The organism is Streptomyces niger, assembly GCF_000718305.1.
Lineage (GTDB): Bacteria > Actinomycetota > Actinomycetes > Streptomycetales > Streptomycetaceae > Streptomyces > Streptomyces niger.
The window spans coordinates 153,737-170,825 of sequence record NZ_JOFQ01000006.1; the positions used below are offsets into that span (position 1 = coordinate 153,737).

The 17,089-nt window shown below is 71.0% G+C and carries 16 protein-coding genes, 1 pseudogene and 1 riboswitch; of the genes and pseudogenes, 5 read left to right on the forward strand and 12 right to left on the reverse strand.

Annotated elements, in window-relative coordinates; all coding sequences use genetic code 11:
• Positions 1-58: 58 nt before the first annotated feature.
• Positions 59-829: a DUF6071 family protein gene (locus tag IF20_RS13250; RefSeq protein ID WP_052865329.1), complete on the forward strand. Its 771-nt coding sequence runs from the start codon at positions 59-61 to the stop codon at positions 827-829.
• On the opposite strand, the gene IF20_RS13255 is transcribed toward IF20_RS13250, so the two are convergent.
• The 7 genes and pseudogenes from IF20_RS13255 to IF20_RS39135 all read right to left on the reverse strand — a co-directional run bounded on the left by IF20_RS13255 (position 830) and on the right by IF20_RS39135 (position 11,194).
• Complete coding sequence (locus IF20_RS13255) at positions 830-1,828, reverse strand: endo-1,4-beta-xylanase (protein WP_052865330.1); 999 nt, start codon at positions 1,826-1,828, stop codon at positions 830-832. It abuts the gene before it with no gap.
• Positions 1,825-2,796, reverse strand: coding sequence for a UDP-glucuronic acid decarboxylase family protein (locus IF20_RS13260; protein ID WP_052865331.1), 972 nt, complete (start codon positions 2,794-2,796; stop codon positions 1,825-1,827). The genes IF20_RS13255 and IF20_RS13260 overlap by 4 nt, the downstream gene beginning before the upstream one ends.
• Positions 2,793-4,154, reverse strand: a complete 1,362-nt coding sequence (locus tag IF20_RS13265; protein WP_052865332.1) for a glycosyltransferase family 2 protein — start codon at positions 4,152-4,154, stop codon at positions 2,793-2,795. The genes IF20_RS13260 and IF20_RS13265 overlap by 4 nt, the downstream gene beginning before the upstream one ends.
• Positions 4,151-6,229 (reverse strand): carbohydrate binding domain-containing protein, encoded by a 2,079-nt coding sequence (locus IF20_RS13270; protein WP_052865333.1) that lies wholly within the window; start codon positions 6,227-6,229, stop codon positions 4,151-4,153. Before IF20_RS13270 ends, IF20_RS13265 begins: the two co-directional genes overlap by 4 nt.
• 151 nt (positions 6,230-6,380) lie before the next feature.
• Complete coding sequence (locus IF20_RS13275; RefSeq protein ID WP_052865334.1) at positions 6,381-10,586, reverse strand: bifunctional nitrate reductase/sulfite reductase flavoprotein subunit alpha; 4,206 nt, start codon at positions 10,584-10,586, stop codon at positions 6,381-6,383.
• Positions 10,587-10,887: 301 nt separating this feature from the next.
• Positions 10,888-11,016: pseudogene (locus IF20_RS39910) on the reverse strand (DNA-binding response regulator); the annotation flags it as partial.
• A 25-nt stretch (positions 11,017-11,041) separates the two neighbouring features.
• On the reverse strand, positions 11,042-11,194 hold the full coding sequence (locus IF20_RS39135) for a hypothetical protein (RefSeq protein WP_199896583.1): 153 nt from the start codon (positions 11,192-11,194) through the stop codon (positions 11,042-11,044).
• A 68-nt stretch (positions 11,195-11,262) separates the two neighbouring features.
• Between IF20_RS39135 and IF20_RS13285 the strand changes: the two genes are divergently transcribed.
• Positions 11,263-11,517, forward strand: coding sequence for a hypothetical protein (locus IF20_RS13285; RefSeq protein WP_052865336.1), 255 nt, complete (start codon positions 11,263-11,265; stop codon positions 11,515-11,517).
• The gene (locus tag IF20_RS13290; RefSeq protein ID WP_234426636.1) at positions 11,502-11,714 is read left to right on the forward strand and encodes a LexA family protein; all 213 of its coding nucleotides are present in this window, start codon (positions 11,502-11,504) and stop codon (positions 11,712-11,714) included. Before IF20_RS13285 ends, IF20_RS13290 begins: the two co-directional genes overlap by 16 nt.
• 79 nt (positions 11,715-11,793) lie before the next feature.
• On the opposite strand, the gene IF20_RS13295 is transcribed toward IF20_RS13290, so the two are convergent.
• Positions 11,794-12,441, reverse strand: coding sequence for a response regulator transcription factor (locus IF20_RS13295; RefSeq protein WP_052865337.1), 648 nt, complete (start codon positions 12,439-12,441; stop codon positions 11,794-11,796).
• Positions 12,426-13,685 (reverse strand): sensor histidine kinase, encoded by a 1,260-nt coding sequence (locus IF20_RS13300; protein WP_052865338.1) that lies wholly within the window; start codon positions 13,683-13,685, stop codon positions 12,426-12,428. The genes IF20_RS13295 and IF20_RS13300 overlap by 16 nt, the downstream gene beginning before the upstream one ends.
• Positions 13,686-13,842: 157 nt before the next feature.
• On the opposite strand from IF20_RS13300, the gene IF20_RS13305 reads away from it, so the two are divergent.
• The gene (locus IF20_RS13305; RefSeq protein WP_052865339.1) at positions 13,843-14,328 is read left to right on the forward strand and encodes a hypothetical protein; all 486 of its coding nucleotides are present in this window, start codon (positions 13,843-13,845) and stop codon (positions 14,326-14,328) included.
• Positions 14,329-14,369: 41 nt separating this feature from the next.
• On the opposite strand, the gene IF20_RS13310 is transcribed toward IF20_RS13305, so the two are convergent.
• Positions 14,370-14,831: a MarR family winged helix-turn-helix transcriptional regulator gene (locus IF20_RS13310; protein ID WP_052865340.1), complete on the reverse strand. Its 462-nt coding sequence runs from the start codon at positions 14,829-14,831 to the stop codon at positions 14,370-14,372.
• Between the two features lie 90 nt (positions 14,832-14,921).
• Between IF20_RS13310 and IF20_RS13315 the strand changes: the two genes are divergently transcribed.
• A complete protein-coding gene (locus IF20_RS13315; protein ID WP_052865341.1) occupies positions 14,922-15,293 on the forward strand; it encodes a VOC family protein in 372 nt (123 codons plus the stop codon).
• Positions 15,294-15,323: 30 nt separating this feature from the next.
• On the opposite strand, the gene IF20_RS13320 is transcribed toward IF20_RS13315, so the two are convergent.
• Positions 15,324-15,920 carry an MBL fold metallo-hydrolase gene (locus tag IF20_RS13320; RefSeq protein WP_052865342.1) on the reverse strand — a complete coding sequence of 199 codons (597 nt, stop codon included), beginning with the start codon at positions 15,918-15,920 and terminating at the stop codon, positions 15,324-15,326.
• 163 nt (positions 15,921-16,083) lie between these two features.
• Positions 16,084-16,425, reverse strand: coding sequence for a VOC family protein (locus IF20_RS13325; protein ID WP_052865343.1), 342 nt, complete (start codon positions 16,423-16,425; stop codon positions 16,084-16,086).
• Between the two features lie 285 nt (positions 16,426-16,710).
• A riboswitch (cobalamin riboswitch) is annotated at positions 16,711-16,936 on the forward strand.
• Positions 16,937-17,089: the final 153 nt, after the last annotated feature.

Consider the following 17,089-nt stretch of genomic DNA (forward strand, 5'->3'; position numbering starts at 1 on the left):
CATGGCACCATCGGCGGCGGCGTACACCATGCCGGCCCGGCCTTCCCAGGAGGTTGCCGTGATCCGCCTCATCGTCGCCAACGGCGACAGCTACACCCAGGGCGTGGGTCTGGAGGACCCGTCACACCGGACGTGGCCCGTCGTCCTGGGCGACCTGCTCGGCACCGATCACGTCAATCTCGCCCGGTTCGCGTCGTCCAACCGACGTACCGTCAGGAGCACGGTGCACCGGCTCGACGCATTGCGCACCGAACGGGGGCTGGCACCGTCCGAGGTCCTGGTCATCACCGCCTGGACGGAGCTCCGCCGCCACGAGTACTACTCGGCGACGGAACGCGTCGACCACCGCGACCACGCGAGCGACCGGGGCTGGCACCGCATGGGCATGTGGCGTCGTGGAATGCATCAGCCCACCGACGCCTACTTCGATCACCTCTGGTCGAAGGAGGGCGCGATCGCCGACTTCTTCTTGGACTGGGTCCTGTTCGACCACTACCTCCGGGAGCGCGGATACCACCGGCGGTACGTCTTCACCTTCCCTTTCGACGGTCCGATCCCGCCCATCGCGACGGAGTTCGCCCGGCAGCTGCCGACGGACGACGTACTGGGCGGACTGCCACCGCGGGCCGGCACGGCATTCGACGAGATACCGGCGGAACTCCCCCGCGCCGACGACGGACATCCGCTGGCCGAGGGGCACGCGTGGTTCGCCCGGCGACTCGCCGACTGGATCACGGCCGCGACGCCGCCGACACCACCGGACAGGCAGGCGGAGTACCTCTCCTTTCCCGCTACGGCGGCGCGCGGGGCCGGGGACCACGTGCAGTGATCACCGCCGCTCCGCGGTGTGTCCGGCGCGCGTACCGAGGCCGCCGTCCGGCGCGGCGGCCAGCGCCCGGGCGACGGCTTCGCGAGCGGGCTTGGGGCGGTAGGCCCCGTCGTACAGGGTGGGGGTGCCGTAGGGACTGCGACTGCCCTGCGGTACCCACGAATCCGCGTCACCGACGCCCCAGACGGTGAGACCGGTGCAGGCCGGCACGGCGAGGCACTCCTCGACGACGGCTCGGTAGGTGGCGGCCTGTGCGGCGAGTTTCGCGGGCGTGACCGGCGGCAGCATGCGCACACTGAGCTCCGTGACGGCGACCTCCAGACCCAGTTCCGCGAAGCGGTTGAGCGTGCGGGCCAGGGCCGGCACCTCCTGTCCCAGCAGCAGGTGGCACTGGAAGCCGATGCCGTGCAGCGGGATGCCCCGGTCGAGGAGCGAGGCGGCCAGATCGTGGAGACCCTTGGTCTTGGGACTCTCGTCCAGGGCACCGAACTCGTTGAGGTAGAGCCGGGCTTCGGGGTCCACGGTGTGCGCCCAGGTGAGAGCCTGGGCGATGTAATCGGGCCCGAGAGCCTCGTGCCAGAGGGTGCGGCACAGGGAACCGTCCTCCTCCACCGGTTCGTTGACGACGTCCCAAGCGGTGACGGCGCCCGCGTAGCGCCGGGTGAGGGTGGTGACGTGGGTACGGAGGAGGGCGGCCAGTTCGCCGGGCGTGAAGTGGCCCTCCGTGAGCCAGTGCGGTAGCTGATCGTGCCAGACCAGAGGGTGGCCGCGCAGTTCCTGACCGTGCCGCGCCGCGAAGCGGGCGAGGGCGTCGGCCGGGTCCCAGGTGCGAGTGTGTCGTACCCGCTCCACGTGGTCCCACTTCATGGCGTTCTCGGGTGTGACGCTGCTGAACTGCGTCGCTGCGAGGGCGCGGTAGCGGGGGTCGGTGAGGCCGCTGTCGGTGAGGGCGGCGCCGAAGCCGAGGCCGTGCCGGGCAGCGAGCGCGCGGAGGGTCAAGACAGCGCCGACGCCGTCGTGGACGTTGCCGCTGCCGAACGGAACCAGGAGATGGTGCGGAGCAGCCCCGCTGTCAGGTCGGTCGTCGGCTCCCAGCCGAGTTCCTGTCGTGCCCGTGTGATGTCGGGGCGGCGCAGCGACGGATCGTCCTGGGGACGTTCGGTGAACACGATCGAGGAGGTGGAGCCGGTCATCCGGACCACCCGGGTGGCCAGGTCGAGCATGGAGATCTCGTAGGGGTTGCCGAGGTTCACCGGGCCGGGAGTTTCCGCGGCGGACAGCAGCAGAAGGCCCTCGACGAGGTCGTCGACGTAGCAGAGGGAACGCGTCTGCAGACCGTCGCCCGCGACCGTGACCGGATCGCCGCGCAACGCCTGGGTGACGAAGGCGGGCACGGCGCGGCCGTCGGCGGACCGCATGCGGGGCCCGTAGGTGTTGAAGATGCGGGCGATACCGGTGCTGGTTCCGCAGCTGCGGCGGTGGGCGGCCGTCAACGCCTCCGCGAAGCGTTTGGCCTCGTCGTAGACGCTGCGCGGACCGAGCGGGTTGACGTTGCCCCAGTACGTCTCGGGCTGCGGGTGGACGAGCGGATCGCCGTAGACCTCGGACGTCGAGGCGAGGACGAAGCGCGCGGACTTCTCCCGGGCGAGGCGCAGGAGGTTGTCCGTACCGGTCGACCCGGCGGCCAGGGTGGCGAGCGGATGGCGGAGGTAGTCGAGCGGGGAAGCGGGCGAGGCGAGGTGGAAGACCACATCGACGGTCCCGGGAAGGCTGGTGCCGCGGGTGACGTCGTGCCGCTGGAAGCGGAAGGGACCGCGCTCCTCCAGCCCGGCGATGTTGCGCAGGCCGCCGGTGAGGAGGTTGTCGAGGCAGATGACCTCGCATCCCGCGTCGAGCAGATGCCGGCACAGGTGGGAACCCACGAATCCGGCTCCGCCGGCGACGACCACGGTACTGCGGCGGCTCATGCGCGGCTCCCGGGGAGTGGACGCTGCCACAGGTACGCCTCCAAGATGCTGCTCCCTTCCCGGTAACACTCTCCGGCCCCGCGCAACACCGCATCGGCCTCGTCCGCGTCCCGCGGCACGCCGCCGGGGCAGGAAGTCCAGGCCCGGTGGAGTGCCTCGGCGGTCGGGCCGGGAGTGGCGGGGTGCGGGGAGCGCAGGAAGGCGGCCAGGTCACGTTCGCACACCGCGTCGTCGCCGTCGTGGCGGAGGCGTGTGTGGGACCGCAGCAGGTCGCCGCACCACTCGGGCACCGGCAGCTGTCGGCCGGCGGCGACCCCGAACCGTCGGTAGTCGGGCGCGGCGGGGGTCACCGAGGAGACCTCCGTGGACGGGGCCGTGGAGACGGCTCCCGTGGCCTGGATCAGCCGCTCCTCCTGCCACATCGCCACCCGTTCCCACCCCGCCGTGAGTTTGTCGTGGTCCACCGTGATCAGGGGACGGCCCCACTCCGCGCCGAGCTCTTCGAGGTAGCCGATCAGGAAGGAGGCCCCCAGGATGAGGTCGTACGCCGTGAACGCCTCGCGCAGTGCGGGGTCGGGTATCTCGCTGAAGCAGCGGTGGATGCGCTCTGTCTCGTGGCGCATGGCCGCGTACCAGCGGTGTACGCCGCCAAGCGCCGTACCCGGGTGCAGCTTGCGGGTGTGCAACCGGACGTGGGCCCGGCCGTAACGGAGCCACCTGCGGGAGATCTCCGCCACGGCACCGGACAGCCGGTGCGCGACCGGGGGCGCCTCGGCCAGCCACCGTATGGGGTGTCCGGCGGCGCGCAGCCTGAGCCCGAAGTCGGCGTCCTCGGCGGCGTTGTTGAAGTGGACGTCGTCGAACCGTATGCCGTGCGGGAGCCGGTCCCGCCGCACGCCGCAGTTGGCCGTCACCACGTACCGGGCGCCGCCCGCACCGTCCGGTGGTGCGTCGAAGAGACGCTGGTGGTTCATGTAGGCGAGCAAGGGGCCCTGGCCTTCGGCACGGACCGGCGCGGCCACGGCGACCTCGCCGGGCGCACGCAACGAGGCGGCCAGGTCCGTACACCAGGTCGGCGGCAGCCGGCAGTCGTCGTCGGTGAACAGCACGGTGTCATGGAGCGCCCTGTCCAGCGCGGCATTGCGGGCGGCGGGCGCGCTGCGCCGGGGTATGCGGATCACTCGTACGTGAGGAGAGCCGAGGTGGGCAAGCGGATCGGAGGAGGGCGGGGTGCCGTTGACCACGACCAGCACTTCGGCACGCGGGTCGCTCGCCACCGCGGCGGCCACGGCGGACTCGACGGTGGCACGCACGGTGGGACGTTCGAGGGTGGTCGGAACGACGACGGTGACGCTCAAGGGCGGGCTCCATGAAAGAGCGACTCATGACATCGCCGGCGGCGACGCAGGAGTTCGGTGAGCAGGCGCTGGTCCTCGGCGCCGATCCACAGCTCGTCTCCGATGAAGCGGCCCGCCGGGTACGTGTCCAGTGCGCAGTGGTAGTACGGGCGGCCGGCGTCGTGGAGCAGGACGGCCGTCCGGTCGCCGAGGAGCTGCCGGGCGGTGAGCAGGCAGCGGCGACGCTTGCGCCCGTCCACCAGGAAGACGTCGTACTCCCCCGGGGTTCCTGAGAGCTTGGCCGGATGGGAGACGTAGTCGTCGAGGTCGGCGGCGCGGTCCGCGTGGTGGCTGATGCCGAAGTGCGGATGCAACGGTCCCCTGTCCCAGCACCGCACGTCGATACGGACGCCATCGGTGGCGGCCTCGATGTCGGTGACCGGCTCGTCCTCCATGTACCGCACGGTCGCTCCGGGCCGGGCGGTCAGGTGCGGGAGCAGCTCGGTGTCGAGGTAACCGCGGTGGTGTTCCAGGCTGGTCCAGTGGCAGGCCACGCCGGCCTCGGCGAGCAGTTGGGGAAGGGCCAGGGTGCTGCGCCCCGCTCCCCACTCCAGGACCCGCAGCGGCTCACCGTCCCTGAGCGCGGCGGCGTTGAGCAGCACGGTCCTGATCAGCTCACCGTCGGTCACACTGGTCAGGCCGTACGGGCTCGCATGGTTGGCGGACGCGGTCGCGGGGCCTCGCACGGTCATGGTGAAGTCGTCGATGTGGAAGGGCGCGGTGCCGTCGAGGGTTTCGGCGTAGAGGACGAGCCGGGTGGCCTCGTGCGTGAGGGTGTACGCACCGCCGAGCTCGACCCAGCTGCCCGCCGTCACCGGGGTGTCCGGGACGACGGTGTCGTAGCAGACGCTGCCGGAGGCGTGGCGTTCGACGGTGAGTTTGAGTGCTGCGGGCGCCTCGCCGGGAGCGAGCCGGGCCCACAGCCGGAAGGTGTAGGTGGAGCCGGGCGTCGGTGGGGCGGGGAGCGGCAGCCGGGGCCCCTCCCAGGGTTCGGCGCGGCTGCTGCAGAGCAGGCTGTGGGCTCCGCTGTGCGCGACGGTGTCGCTGACCGTCACTCGGGCGCCGCCGATGCGACAGGACCAGCCCTGTGCCGTGCCGTCTTCGAAAGAGCAGGTGATCGGGGCGTCGGTGGTCGTCGGCACGCCCACAGCCACCTCCACAGCCGTCTCCGCAGCCGCAGCCCGTGAAGCCTGGTGGGCGTCCGGTGTGGCGTCATCGCGGTATGCCTCCCACAGCGCGCGGTTGACGAGGGGGGCGGTCGCCTGTTTCAGCGGACCGGACCAGTGCACGAAGAACGGCGGATGGTCGTCCGACCGGGTCACCCGACCGTCTTCGACGCCATCGACCGGATCACCGCCCCACCACTCCACCGGGAGTCCCGTCGCCCCTGCCTGCGCCAGCCCGTGGAGGCTGGCGTATCGGTAACCGGACGTGACCATCAGGTAGTTGAGCGCCGGTTGGTCGTTGAGTCCGGGGCACATGTGCGGCGCGAGCTCGCCGATTTCCGGTAACCGCCCGATGACGTCCGCGAGCGACAGACACTCCTTGCGGGAGGCGAGGAAGCCGGTGGCACCGGCGAAGGAGATCTGCTCCTCGGTCAGCCGTCCGGTTGCCTCGATGGAGTCGTTCCACACGAACCGGCGCGTGTCGGGATCGTTGCCGTGGGCGGTGAGGAAGCCGTGGTCGGCGAGGAGGTCGAAGACGAAGTCGGCACTGTGCAGGACGACGGTGTCGGAATCGAAGTAGGCGAACTCGTCGAACGGCCCCTCCCACATGGCGAGTTTCCGGAAGTGGCCGCGTTGAGCACCGCGGAGGGCCCTACCGACCGTGTCGCACGCTCGGAGTACCTCGTCGTCGTCCAGTACCGAGAATGCGTAGCTCGACCGCAGGGAACACAGCGTGCCGATGTCGTCGGCGAAGGGAATGAGGCACAGCGGAAGGGTGGGGTTGTAGCGGCGGAAGCTGTTGAGGAATGCGGTGGCGTAGTCCAGGAATCCGTCGTTCGCCAGGAAATACACACCGCGGTGGGGCGCCATTGAGGGGCTACCTTCCCAGTCAGCCGGTCGCACACGGTGGCGACGGCGATCCGTCGTGGCGACAGTAGGGGGAGCTCCGTGGCACAGGCGAGGCGTCGATCGGCCGACCTCCCGTGGCCGGGAACGAGCGGGTGGTTCCCGGCCACGGTGGTCAGTAGACGTCCCGTACGTAGCGTTTGTCGGCGGCGAGCTGTTTGACGTAGGCCGCGGCCTCGCCCTCTTCCAGGCCGCCGTGGACGACGGCGATCTCCCGCAGGGCCTGGTCGACGTCCTTGGCCATGCGGGAGGCGTCACCGCAGACGTAGAAGTGGGCGCCGTCCCGCAGCCAGGACCACAGCAGCGCACCGTGTTCGCGCATCCGGTCCTGGACGTAGACCTTGGCGCGCTGGTCCCGGGAGAAGGCGGTGTCCAGGCGGGTGAGGGTGCCCTCGGCGAGGAACGTGGCCAGCTCCTCCTCGTAGTAGAAGTCGGTCGCACGGTGTTGTTCGCCGAAGAACAGCCAGTTCGGGGCTCGGTGGCCGCGGGCTTGCCGTTCTTCCAGGAATCCCATGAAGGGTGCGATGCCGGTGCCGGGCCCGACCATCACCGCCGGCGTGGCGGGGTCGGTGGGCGGGCGGAAGTGCGGCGCCCGCTGCACGCGGATCGGCACCGGTGTGTCGGGGTCGGCATCGGCGAGGAAGGGGGAACACACGCCGTAGCGGGGGCGGCCGCTCAGATTCTCGTAGCGGACGACGGAGACCGTCAGCGACACCAGGTGGGGGGCGGTGAGGGGGCTGGAGGATATGGAGTACAGGCGGGGCTGCAGACGTCCCAGCACGTCGGCCCACTCCTGCGCCCCGGCCCTGACGCCGAACTCGGCGACCACGTCGACGGCCTGCCGCCCCCAGCACCACTTCGCCAGCTCGCCCTTGTTGTCGGGGCGCAGCAGCTTCCGCAGCTCGCGGGGGTCACGGGCCCGATCGGCGACGAAGCGCAGCAGACCGGGCGTGATGCGGGTGATGTCGACATGGCGCAGCAGGGCCTCGGCGAAGGGCACGTCGTCTCCGACGTTCTTGACCTCGACGGCCGCTTCCGCGTCCAGTCCGGTGACGGCCAGCCATTCCGTCACGACCTCCGGCCGGTTGCGTGGGTGCACCGCCAGTGCGTCCCCGGCCTCGTAGACCAGCGGGGTGTCACTGTCGCGGGTGTCGAAGGTGAAGCGCCGTACCTCCTTGCCCGCACCGGGCAGGCTCAGCAGACGATTGCCGGTGAGGCGGGCGGCCACGGGCGTGGGGCGCCGGCTCGGCCGGGAAGCCGCCGGCTCGGCTGATGCCGGGTCGACTGCCGCCGGCTCGGCTGACGCCGAGGCGGATGGCGGGCGCCGAGTGCTCCGCAACGCGGTGAGTACCTCGTCCAGCCACGCGGCGGCCTCGCTCTCGTAGTCCGGTTCGCAGTCGGTGCGCGGGGCCAGCCGTACCGCGTCCAGCTCTGCCATCCGGCCGTCGAGGCGGCGGCCGTGGCCGCAGAAGTCGTCGTAGGAGGAGTCGCCGAAGGCCAGTACGGCGTAGCGCCGGCCCGTCAGGCGCGGGGCCTCGGGCGAGGCGAGGGCCTCCCAGAACTCGGCTCCGTTGTCCGGCGCGTCGCCGTCGCCGAAGGTGCTGGTGATCAGCAGCAGGTCGGTGTCGGACGGCAGTGCGGTGGGGTCCGCCTCCGCCATGGGCAGGAGGGACGCGGAGTGCCCGGCCGTGGTGAGCCGTTCGGCCGTGGCGGTCGCGAACTCCTCCGCATTACCGGTCTGCGACGCCCACAGGATCAGGACCTGACGGCGAGGTGTGTCCGCGGACGGGGCGGAAGGGGGCGCAGACCCATCGGTGCCGTACGCGGTGGCGGGCGGTGCCTCCGCCCTGGAGTACATTCCTGCCAGCACGCCGTTCACCCACAGGTAGTGCTCCGGACTGAACGGAGCGTCCGGCGGCAGCACCGGAACGCCCGCGGCGCCGGACGGGATGCCGGCCAGGAAGCCGGTCAGGTACCGGCGTTCGGCCTCGGCCAGGACCGGGGGCGGCGCGGTGTCCAGCCCGAACAGGGCGGAAGAAGGGGCGGACTCCCCGTCGCCGTGCCCCGCCCTTCCCGTCACCGCCCCTGCCGTTCCCGCGGATCCTGCCGCCCCGCCCGCCGTCCCCGCACCCGCCAGGGCCGGCGCCCGTACCGTCACCGGGGTGGCCACCTTGGTCAGCGACACCGCACACACCTTGAACTCGGGCTGGAAGGAGAGTGGGTCGACGGCGTCACTGGTCACCGCGTTGACGCTGAGATACTCCCCGAACAGGTCGTTCCAGTGGAACGGCGCGAAGCAGCAGCCCGGCCGTACGCGGTCGGTGACGACCGCGGGCAGCACCGCCCGGCCGCGCCGGGAGGCGACCTCCACCGAATCCCCCTCGGCGAGACCCAGCCGGGCCGCGTCCTGCGGGTGCACCTCCACGAACGGGCCGGGGTCGAGCTTGTTCAGCTTGGCCACCTTGCCCGTCTTGGTCAGCGTGTGCCACTGGTGGGGCAGGCGGCCGGTGTTGAGCACGTACGGGTAGTCGTCATCGGGCATCTCCGCCGCCGGGAGGTGCGGGCGGGCGTGGAAGACCGCACGGCCGCTCTCGGTCGGGAAGGTCGGCGAGCCGTCCTCGTCCACGTACCGGATCGGGTTGCGGTCGGGCCCCTCCGAAGTCGCCGCCGGCCACTGGACCGGAGTGGTGCGCAGCCGCTCGTAGCTCACCCCGCGCAGGTCCCAGCCGGTCGCCGGGTTCCAGGCGCGCTTGATCTCCTCGAAGATCTCCTCGGCGCTGTCATACGTGAACGCCTTCTCGTACCCCATCGCGCGGGCCACGGCGGCGATGATCCACCAGTCGGCCATCGCGTCGCCGGGCGGGTCGGCGGCCGGCTGGGCGAGGGTGAGGTTGCGCTCGCTGTTGATCAGTACGCCCTCGGTCTCGGTCCACATCGCGCCGGGCAGTACGACGTCGGCGTACGCGTTCGTCTCCGTATCGGCGAACACGTCCTGGGTGACGACGAATTCGGCAGCCTCCAGGCCCTCGATGACCGTCTTGCGGTGGGCGACGGAGGCGACCGGGTTGGTGCAGATGATCCAGCACGCTTTGATGTCACCGGCGGTCATCCGCTGGAACATCTCGACGGTGCCCCGGCCCACGCCGTCGGCACGCAGGGTGTCCGGCGCCAGGCCCCACAGCTCCTCGACGAAAGCCCGGTCCGCGTCGGCGAGCACGGACCGCTGGCCTGGCAGTCCGGGCCCCATGTAGCCCATCTCCCGGCCGCCCATGGCGTTGGGCTGGCCGGTGAGGGAGAAGGGCCCACTGCCCGGGCGGCAGATCTTGCCGGTCGCGAGGTGGAGGTTCACCAGTGCGTTGGTGTTCCAGGTGCCGTGCGTGGACTGGTTCAGGCCCATCGTCCAGCAGCTCATCCACTCCCCCGCCGCACCGATCCACCGCGCCGCCTGCCGGATGTCGTCCTCCGGGATGCCGGTGATCTCGGCGACGGTGGCGGGCGGGTAGTCGGCGAGGAAGGCGGGCATCTCCTCCCAGCCCTCGGTGTGCGCGGCGATGAATGCGGCGTCGGTGTCGCCGTTCGCGTGCAACAAGTGCAGCAGCCCGTTGAGCAGCGCGAGGTCCGTACCCGGCCTGATCTGCAGGAACAGGTCTGCCTTGGCAGCGGTGGCGGTGCGTCGCGGGTCGACGACGATGAGTTTCGCGCCCGCCGACTTCACCCGGTCCATCATCCGCAGGAAAAGGATGGGGTGGCAGTCGGCCATGTTGGAACCGATGACGAAGAAGACGTCGGCCCGGTCGAAGTCCTGGTAGGAACCGGGTGGCCCGTCGGCGCCCAGCGACAGCTTGTAGCCGGTACCGGCGCTGGCCATGCACAGTCGGGAGTTGGACTCGATCAGGTTGGTCCGGAGGAAGCCCTTGGCCAGCTTGTTGGCCAGGTACTGCGCCTCCAGGGTCAGCTGTCCGGAGACGTACAGGGCGACCGCGTCCGGGCCGTGCTCGTCGACGATCGCGCGCAGGCGGCGGGCGGTCTCGGCGACGGCGGCCGCCACGGGCGCGGGCTGCGGCTCCTCGCCGCGGTCCGGCCGGACGAGGGCAGTGGTCAGCCGCCCCGGAGCGGCGAGCATGTCCGCGGTGGTCGCGCCCTTGGTGCAGAGCCGGCCGAAGTTCGCCGGATGCTCCTTGTCCCCGGTCGCCTTCAGGACCGTCCGCCGCCCGTCCGGTCCCCTGCCGACGTCGAGGACCAGGCCGCAGCCCACCCCGCAGTACGAGCAGACCGTCCGCACCTTCGTCGTGTCCTCACTCCGCGTGCGCGGCGCGGCCACGGGCGCCTCCCTTGCTGTGCTCGATCCGGTGTCACTCCTGGTGACCGTACGAACCGCGCATTACGTGGGTGTCTCCGCACCGGATCACCGGGCGTTAAGCCCACCGCACAGGTGTCGGCGGACGAGTGTGAGCATCGGGCCCCGATCACGGGAAAAGGGGCCCGAGTGCCGTTCCTCGTCGAATTCTGGTCGAGTCCTGTCAAGTCCCTGTCGAGGTCTGGTCAAGCCGAAGCCGATCCGGACCGCGGGGCACGCCACACGCAGCCCGGGCCCCTGGGACCCGGGCCGACGGGAACGGCAGCGGGGCAGCGGCGGCGACGGCCGTCAGCAGCGCCTCGGCATCTCCGACCGCGGCCGTCACCTCGTGCGCCTCGTCGGCCAGCAACCGGGCCAGGCCCTCACGCAGCAACGCCGAGTCCTCGGCGACCACCACCCGCACGGCAGCTCCGCGGTGATCACGGTCGGTCCCCGGCCGGGCTGTGCACGGAGTGGCCCTTGCGGCCCTGGTACTGCTGGCGCTGCGGGTGTCCCGGCGCGGGCGCGGGCTGCGCGGACAGTACGGGCACGGGCGGCGTGGCCGCGGGCGGCGGCGCCGGACGCCGTGACACGGCGGCAGTGGGCGGCACGGGTGGGTGCCGCGTGCATCGGAAATCGAACACATGGTCTAATTCGAGCCATGGCGCGAACCACCCCTTTCCCCCAGGACCTGATCGACGCGCAGCGCGACTGGAACCACACGTACGCCGCCCTGGCCGCCCGGCCGGCGCATACGGCGGCGCTGCGCCGTCGCCTGCAGCTGCTCTCCGCCCGTATCGCGGCTCATCCGTTCTGGACGGCGACCGAGCGGCGCTCGGCGGCCACCCGCGCTGAGCTGCGCAGACAGGCTCGCGCCCGTGAGGAGCGGGAGGCGGAGTCGTGCGGGAGGAGCTGAGCGAGCGGCAGGAGCGCATGCTGGCCTGCATCCGGGAGTGGATCGCCGAGCACGGTGAGGCTCCGACCGTGCGGGAGATCGGCCGGCGGGTGGGGCTGTCGAGCCCGTCGTCGGCCTTGTACCAGCTGCGGCAGCTGGCGGACCGCGGCCTGATCACGCGTACCGACGCGCGCACGCGCGCGTATCGGCTGCGCTGATCCGGCGGTCTCCGGGCGGGTGGCCGCACGCGCCCCCGCCCGTACCGCGGTGATCAGGGCTTGTTCGGGTAAGCGGTGGTCAGGGCTTGTTCAAGTACGCGAGGACGGCGCGGACGCGACGGTTGCCGTTGTCGTCGTCGGTGATGCCGAGCTTGCCGAACATGGAGGTCGTGTACTTGCCGACGGCGCTCTCACTGAGGAAGAGGCGGCGGCCGATCGCCTGGTTGGACAGACCCTCGGCCATGAGGCCGAGCACGGCGTGCTCGCGTTCGGTGAGCTGCTCCAGTCCCCGTTGCGGGGAGCTGGTGGACAGCAGTTTCGCGATCACGGCCGGGTCCATGGCGGTGCCGCCGCCCGCAACGCGCTCCAGGGCGCCGATGAACTGGTCGGCATCGAACACGCTCTCCTTGAGGAGGTAGCCGACGCCACCGGAGCCGTCGGCCAGCAGTTCCCGCGCGTACAGCTGCTCCACGTGCTGGGAGAGGATGAGGACCGGCAGTGCGGGTATCTCGCTGCGGGCGGCGAGCGCCGCCTTCAGGCCCTCGTCCGACTGGGTCGGCGGCATCCGGACGTCGATCACGGAGACATCCGGGCGCCACGTCCGCAGCGCGTCGAGCGTCTCGGGTCCGGTGGCGGCCGTGGCCACCACTTCGTGTCCGTAGGCCTCGATCAGGCGGACCATCCCGTCGCGCAGGAGGTAGAGGTCTTCGGCTACAACGATTCGCATGGCACCGTCATCCTGACACGGGTCGGGCCGCCCGAGGGGCTGGTGATCTCCACTGCTCCGTCGAAGACCGCGAGGCGGCGACGCAGCCCGTCGAGTCCGCCGCCATCCCGGGCATCGGCCCCGCCCCGACCGTCGTCCTCGACCTCGACGCGGAGGCCGGCGTCGTCCTGCGTGAGGGAGACGCGGGCCCGGGTGGCCCGGGCATGCCTGACCGCGTTGGTGAGCAGCTCGGTGATGCCGAAGTAGACGGCGGTCTCGACCGGCGCCTCCACGTGGAGTGGGGTTTCGGCGCTGACGGTGACTTCGAGCGGGACGTCCAGGGCGAGGGCGCGGACGGCGTCGACGAGCCCGCGCTCGTTCAGCACCGGCGGGCTGATGCCCCGGATCAGTTCGCGGAGTTCGGTCAGTGAGGCGGTGGCGCCGGCCCGGGCGTCCCGCATCAGCGCGCGGGCCTGGTCGGGGTCGGTCTCCATCAGCTTCTCGGCGGTGGCGAGGGACAATCCGAGCGCCACGAGGCGGGCCTGCGCCCCGTCGTGCAGGTCGCGTTCGATCCGGCGGATCTCGGCGGCCTGCGCGACCGTCGTGTCCGCCCGCTGGGTGGACAGTTCGTCCACCCGGTCCGCCAGTGCCATCGCGGGTGACGGCCGCAGGAAACGGACGGCCACCGCCCGGGTGGGCCGCCAGGCGTACGGGGCGGTGCCGACGGCCACCGCCAGGCCGAGCACCCCGACGACGCGGGCGACCGGCTCCGACTGGCTCAGCCCGAGGACCGCCACGGCCACGCCGGCCGGCGGAAGGCACGCGACCGCACCCGCCGTGAACGGCACGACCGCGGTGAACCGCAGGTCACGCCAGTTGGCGGGGTCACGCCAGCGGACCCGCCACTTCTGGTCCAGGAGGGCGTCGCGGCGTGTGCGCTCGTAGGAGAAGCCGTTCCACCAGTACCCGGTGGACATTCGCGTCACCGGCCCGGCCTCCCGGTATCCGGCCGGGATGACGGTGGCCGTCCACCTCGCCACGAGAGAGCGGACCAGCCTGCAGACCGGCCGGGACAGGAGCAGCGTGCCCACGCAGACCAGCACGAACGGCCCCACCCATGACCACGGGTTGCCCGCACCCCACCAGATGCCCCAGGCCACGGCGACGGCCCACACGGCCGGGACCAGCATGCTGACGACCGTCACGGCACACGCCCGTACGAACCCCACGCCGGCGCGTGCCACCCACGAACCCAGCTGTCCCATGTCTCTTCCTCTTCCTCCGCTTGCCGTTCGGTGTCCCCACTCTGCACCGTGCGGAGCCCGTTACTGCCCTGGTCAGCCCAGGAGTGGGGCTGGCCCCACCCACCAGTGCGCCCAGACCGATACCGCGCCGATCCTGCGCTCCCTAGCTTCAGTGAGCATGGACAACAACACACACGCCACAGCCGACTCCGACCGCCTCGCCCCCTCCGAGCCCCTCGGCCACCTCGACCACACCCCGTATGCCGAACAGGCCCTCGGAAGGGCGAAGGCCCTGGTCGCCGCCTACGGCGCGCTCAGCATCGCCGTCCTCGCCACGGTCGTCGTCCTCGCACTGACCGAACGACCGGTGACCTCGTTCATGTGGGGCCGGTCGTTGGGCGTGCTGGCGAGCGCCGCCGTCACGTACTGGCTGACCGTCCTCGCCGGGCGCGGAGCACGCTGGGCATACCTGCGCGTACGCATCATCTCGATCGTCATGCCGCCCGTGATCATCGCCATCGACGTGCTCCCCGGCACCCTGCCGACGTGGTTCGTGCTGCTGCAGTCCGCCTGCGCCCTCGCCGTCGCCGCAGCCGCCTTCCCCCTCAACGCAGCCCGACTGCGGGCCGCCTTCCCGAAGTCACCCCGAGCGGGCAGGCGTTGAGCACGTAACCCGGCGATCTCAGTGGGACGCGACGCTCAGCGTCACTCCTCCAGGGCGGCCGCGATGTGGTCGAGGTCGGTGAGCAGCGCGGCCATCCGCTTCGGCGGGATCGCCTCGACCATGCGTTGTTCGACGGCGTAGACGGCGGTCTGGACCGCGGCCAGGCGCGCGTGCCCGTCCTCCGTGAGGCGGGCGGGCCGGGCGCGGCCGTGGTCGGCGGTGTCGGGGCGGGCGATCAGCCCCGCTTCCTGCAGGCCCCGCAGGACGACGTTTCCCGACTGCCGGGTGACGAAGGTCGCGCGGGCGAGGTCGGCGTTGGACATACCGGGGTGCAGCGCCAGGAGTTCGAGGGTGGCGTACTGCGGAACGGTCAGCCCGTGCTCACGCAAGACCTTGTCCATGGCCCCGCGCAGGGCGGCCTGGGCGCGCTTCAGCAGGTATCCCACGTGCTGAGTGACGTCCTCCGGGTGATCGTGCGGCTCGGGCGGCTTACTCTCTGTCATGTCAGCATTTTGACATAGCCAGCGCGGCGATCTAGCCTCAGGCATGTCAAAGTCCTGACATAAAAATGCCGCACCGAGGAGAGAGAACCCATGACTGTCACCATCGACGGCCCTGACTTCGTCGCCATCCAGGTTCGCGACCTGGCAGCGGCGGCGGACTTCTGCGAACGGCATCTGGGGCTGCGCCGAGCCGCGGTCTCGCCGCCGCACGCCGTCGTCTTCGACACCGAGCCGGTCCCGTTCGCCGTGCGCGAGCCGCTTCCGGGCGTGGACCTCGCCGAGACCGCACGGCCCGGCCTCGGCACGGTGCTCTGGTTCCGGACTTCGGATGCCCAACAGCTCCACGACCGGCTCGTCGCCGCCGGGATCAAGATCCTGGAGCCCCTCGCCGACAGCCCCTTCGGGCCGAAGTTCTCCTTCGAAGGCCCCGAGGGCTACGCCCTCACCGCACACGGCGGCTGACCGAGGTGTCGACGAGGCCCCGGTCAGCGCTCAGACCGACTCGCCGGGCCTCAGATACCGGTAGTCGGTGTCGGTCTCCTCGGCGAGCCAACCGTTGACGCTGCCGAGGCCGCGGTCGTTGAGCTGCGCGTCGTGTATGGCGAACGCCCGCCGCGGGGCGATCGCCTTGACGAAGTCGATCGCCTCCGCCATCTTCATCCACGAGCCGTGGACCGGGACCAGGAGGGTGTCGATCGGCTGGTCGGGCACGTGCAGCGCGTCACCGGGGTGGTAGAGCGCCTCGTCGATGACGTACCCGAGATTGGCGCAGGCAGGCTGACCGCCGTAAATGGGCGCATGCCGGCCGCCCACCGCCCGCACGCGGAAGCCCGCGGCCAGGAACTCCGCGCCGGACGACACCGGGACCACCTCCAGCCCCGGTACGTCCGACTCGGCCGGGGCATGGACCGGGACGCCGAGCCCGGCCAGGCGTAGGACATCGACGTGATCGGCGTGCTCATGCGTCACCAGCACGGCGTCCGCGCCCGTGAGTGCCGCCGGCTCGCTCCACGTCCCGGGGTCGATGACCAGCACCCGACCCGCATGCTCCAGCCTTACGCAGGCGTGGGTGTATTTGGTTATCCGCATGGCATCCGAACGTACTGTGCCGCGTCCGGCGGCGAGTGACGTTCCGATGCCTTGCCCGCGGTGCAGTGGAAGAGCAACGGGGAATGCCTACCGATGCCTTCCGCTGCCTTGCGATGTCTTCCGCTGCCTTGCGACCCACCATCAGGCAGAGCATTCGGAGCGTTCAGAGCGGCGCGCCGCCGAACCCGAGCTCGTTGCCGTCCGGATCCTGGTACGTGACCTTGCGGACGCCGTTGGAGTAGGTCTCGCGGTCCCTGGGGTTCAGCCCCCGACCGGCGATGCCGGCGACGCGCGCGTCGAGGTCGTCGACGAAGACGGTGTGGAAGGCGTGGCCCGCATGGCCGGGCCGGTGCTCTACGTACACGTACCGGTGTTCCGCCAGCTCCCACACGGCCTCGGTGTCGTTCGGAATGAACGCCGGTGGGGCGCCGAGCAGTTGCTCGTACCAGGTCAGCGCCCTTGCGTAGTCACTCACGGGGATGCCTGCGAAGAGATCGACGGCCATGACGCCATGTTAGGTCGGGTTCGCGTCAATTCGGGTGCCTGACATGGCGCGAGGACGTGATGTGACGCAAGACGTAATGTGTCGTACTGAGTGATTGACCATTACCGCGGCGCCGTCGACGAACAGCGCGGCCTCGTCGCCCGGCGTATTCACCGCGTGTCATCCAGTGCCTTTGCCTCGTGTCATCCAGCGCCTTTGCCGTGTGCCATCCACTGCCTTTGCCGTGTGTCTCAGCTCACCATCCGAATGACGGACGTGATCCGCCGGCGAGCGGGGACGCCCCGTAGGGTGTCCGGTGCAGCTGGTTCGCCCCGTCCGCCAGGCGGGATGCGTCGTAAGAGGGAACCCGGTGGGAATCCGGGACTGCCCCGCAGCGGTGAGTGGGAACGACCGCCGTCATACGCACTGGGCCCGGGAGGGCGTGGGAAGCGACGGCCAGTAGGTGTCCGCCGGAGACGATCCGGCAGGCGTGCCCATGAGTCCGAAGACCTGCCAACTGCCCGCGTACGGACGATTCGTGCGCGGACATCCCGGTGACCTCGAGGGCGGGTCGGCGAACACATACCAGGCGGAAGGCCGCGCTGTGCCGCGCGAGGCCGTACCGCCGGGTCGTCACCCTTCGCGCTCTCCTCCCGTCGCCGGGATCTCAGGGATTCATCTCGCG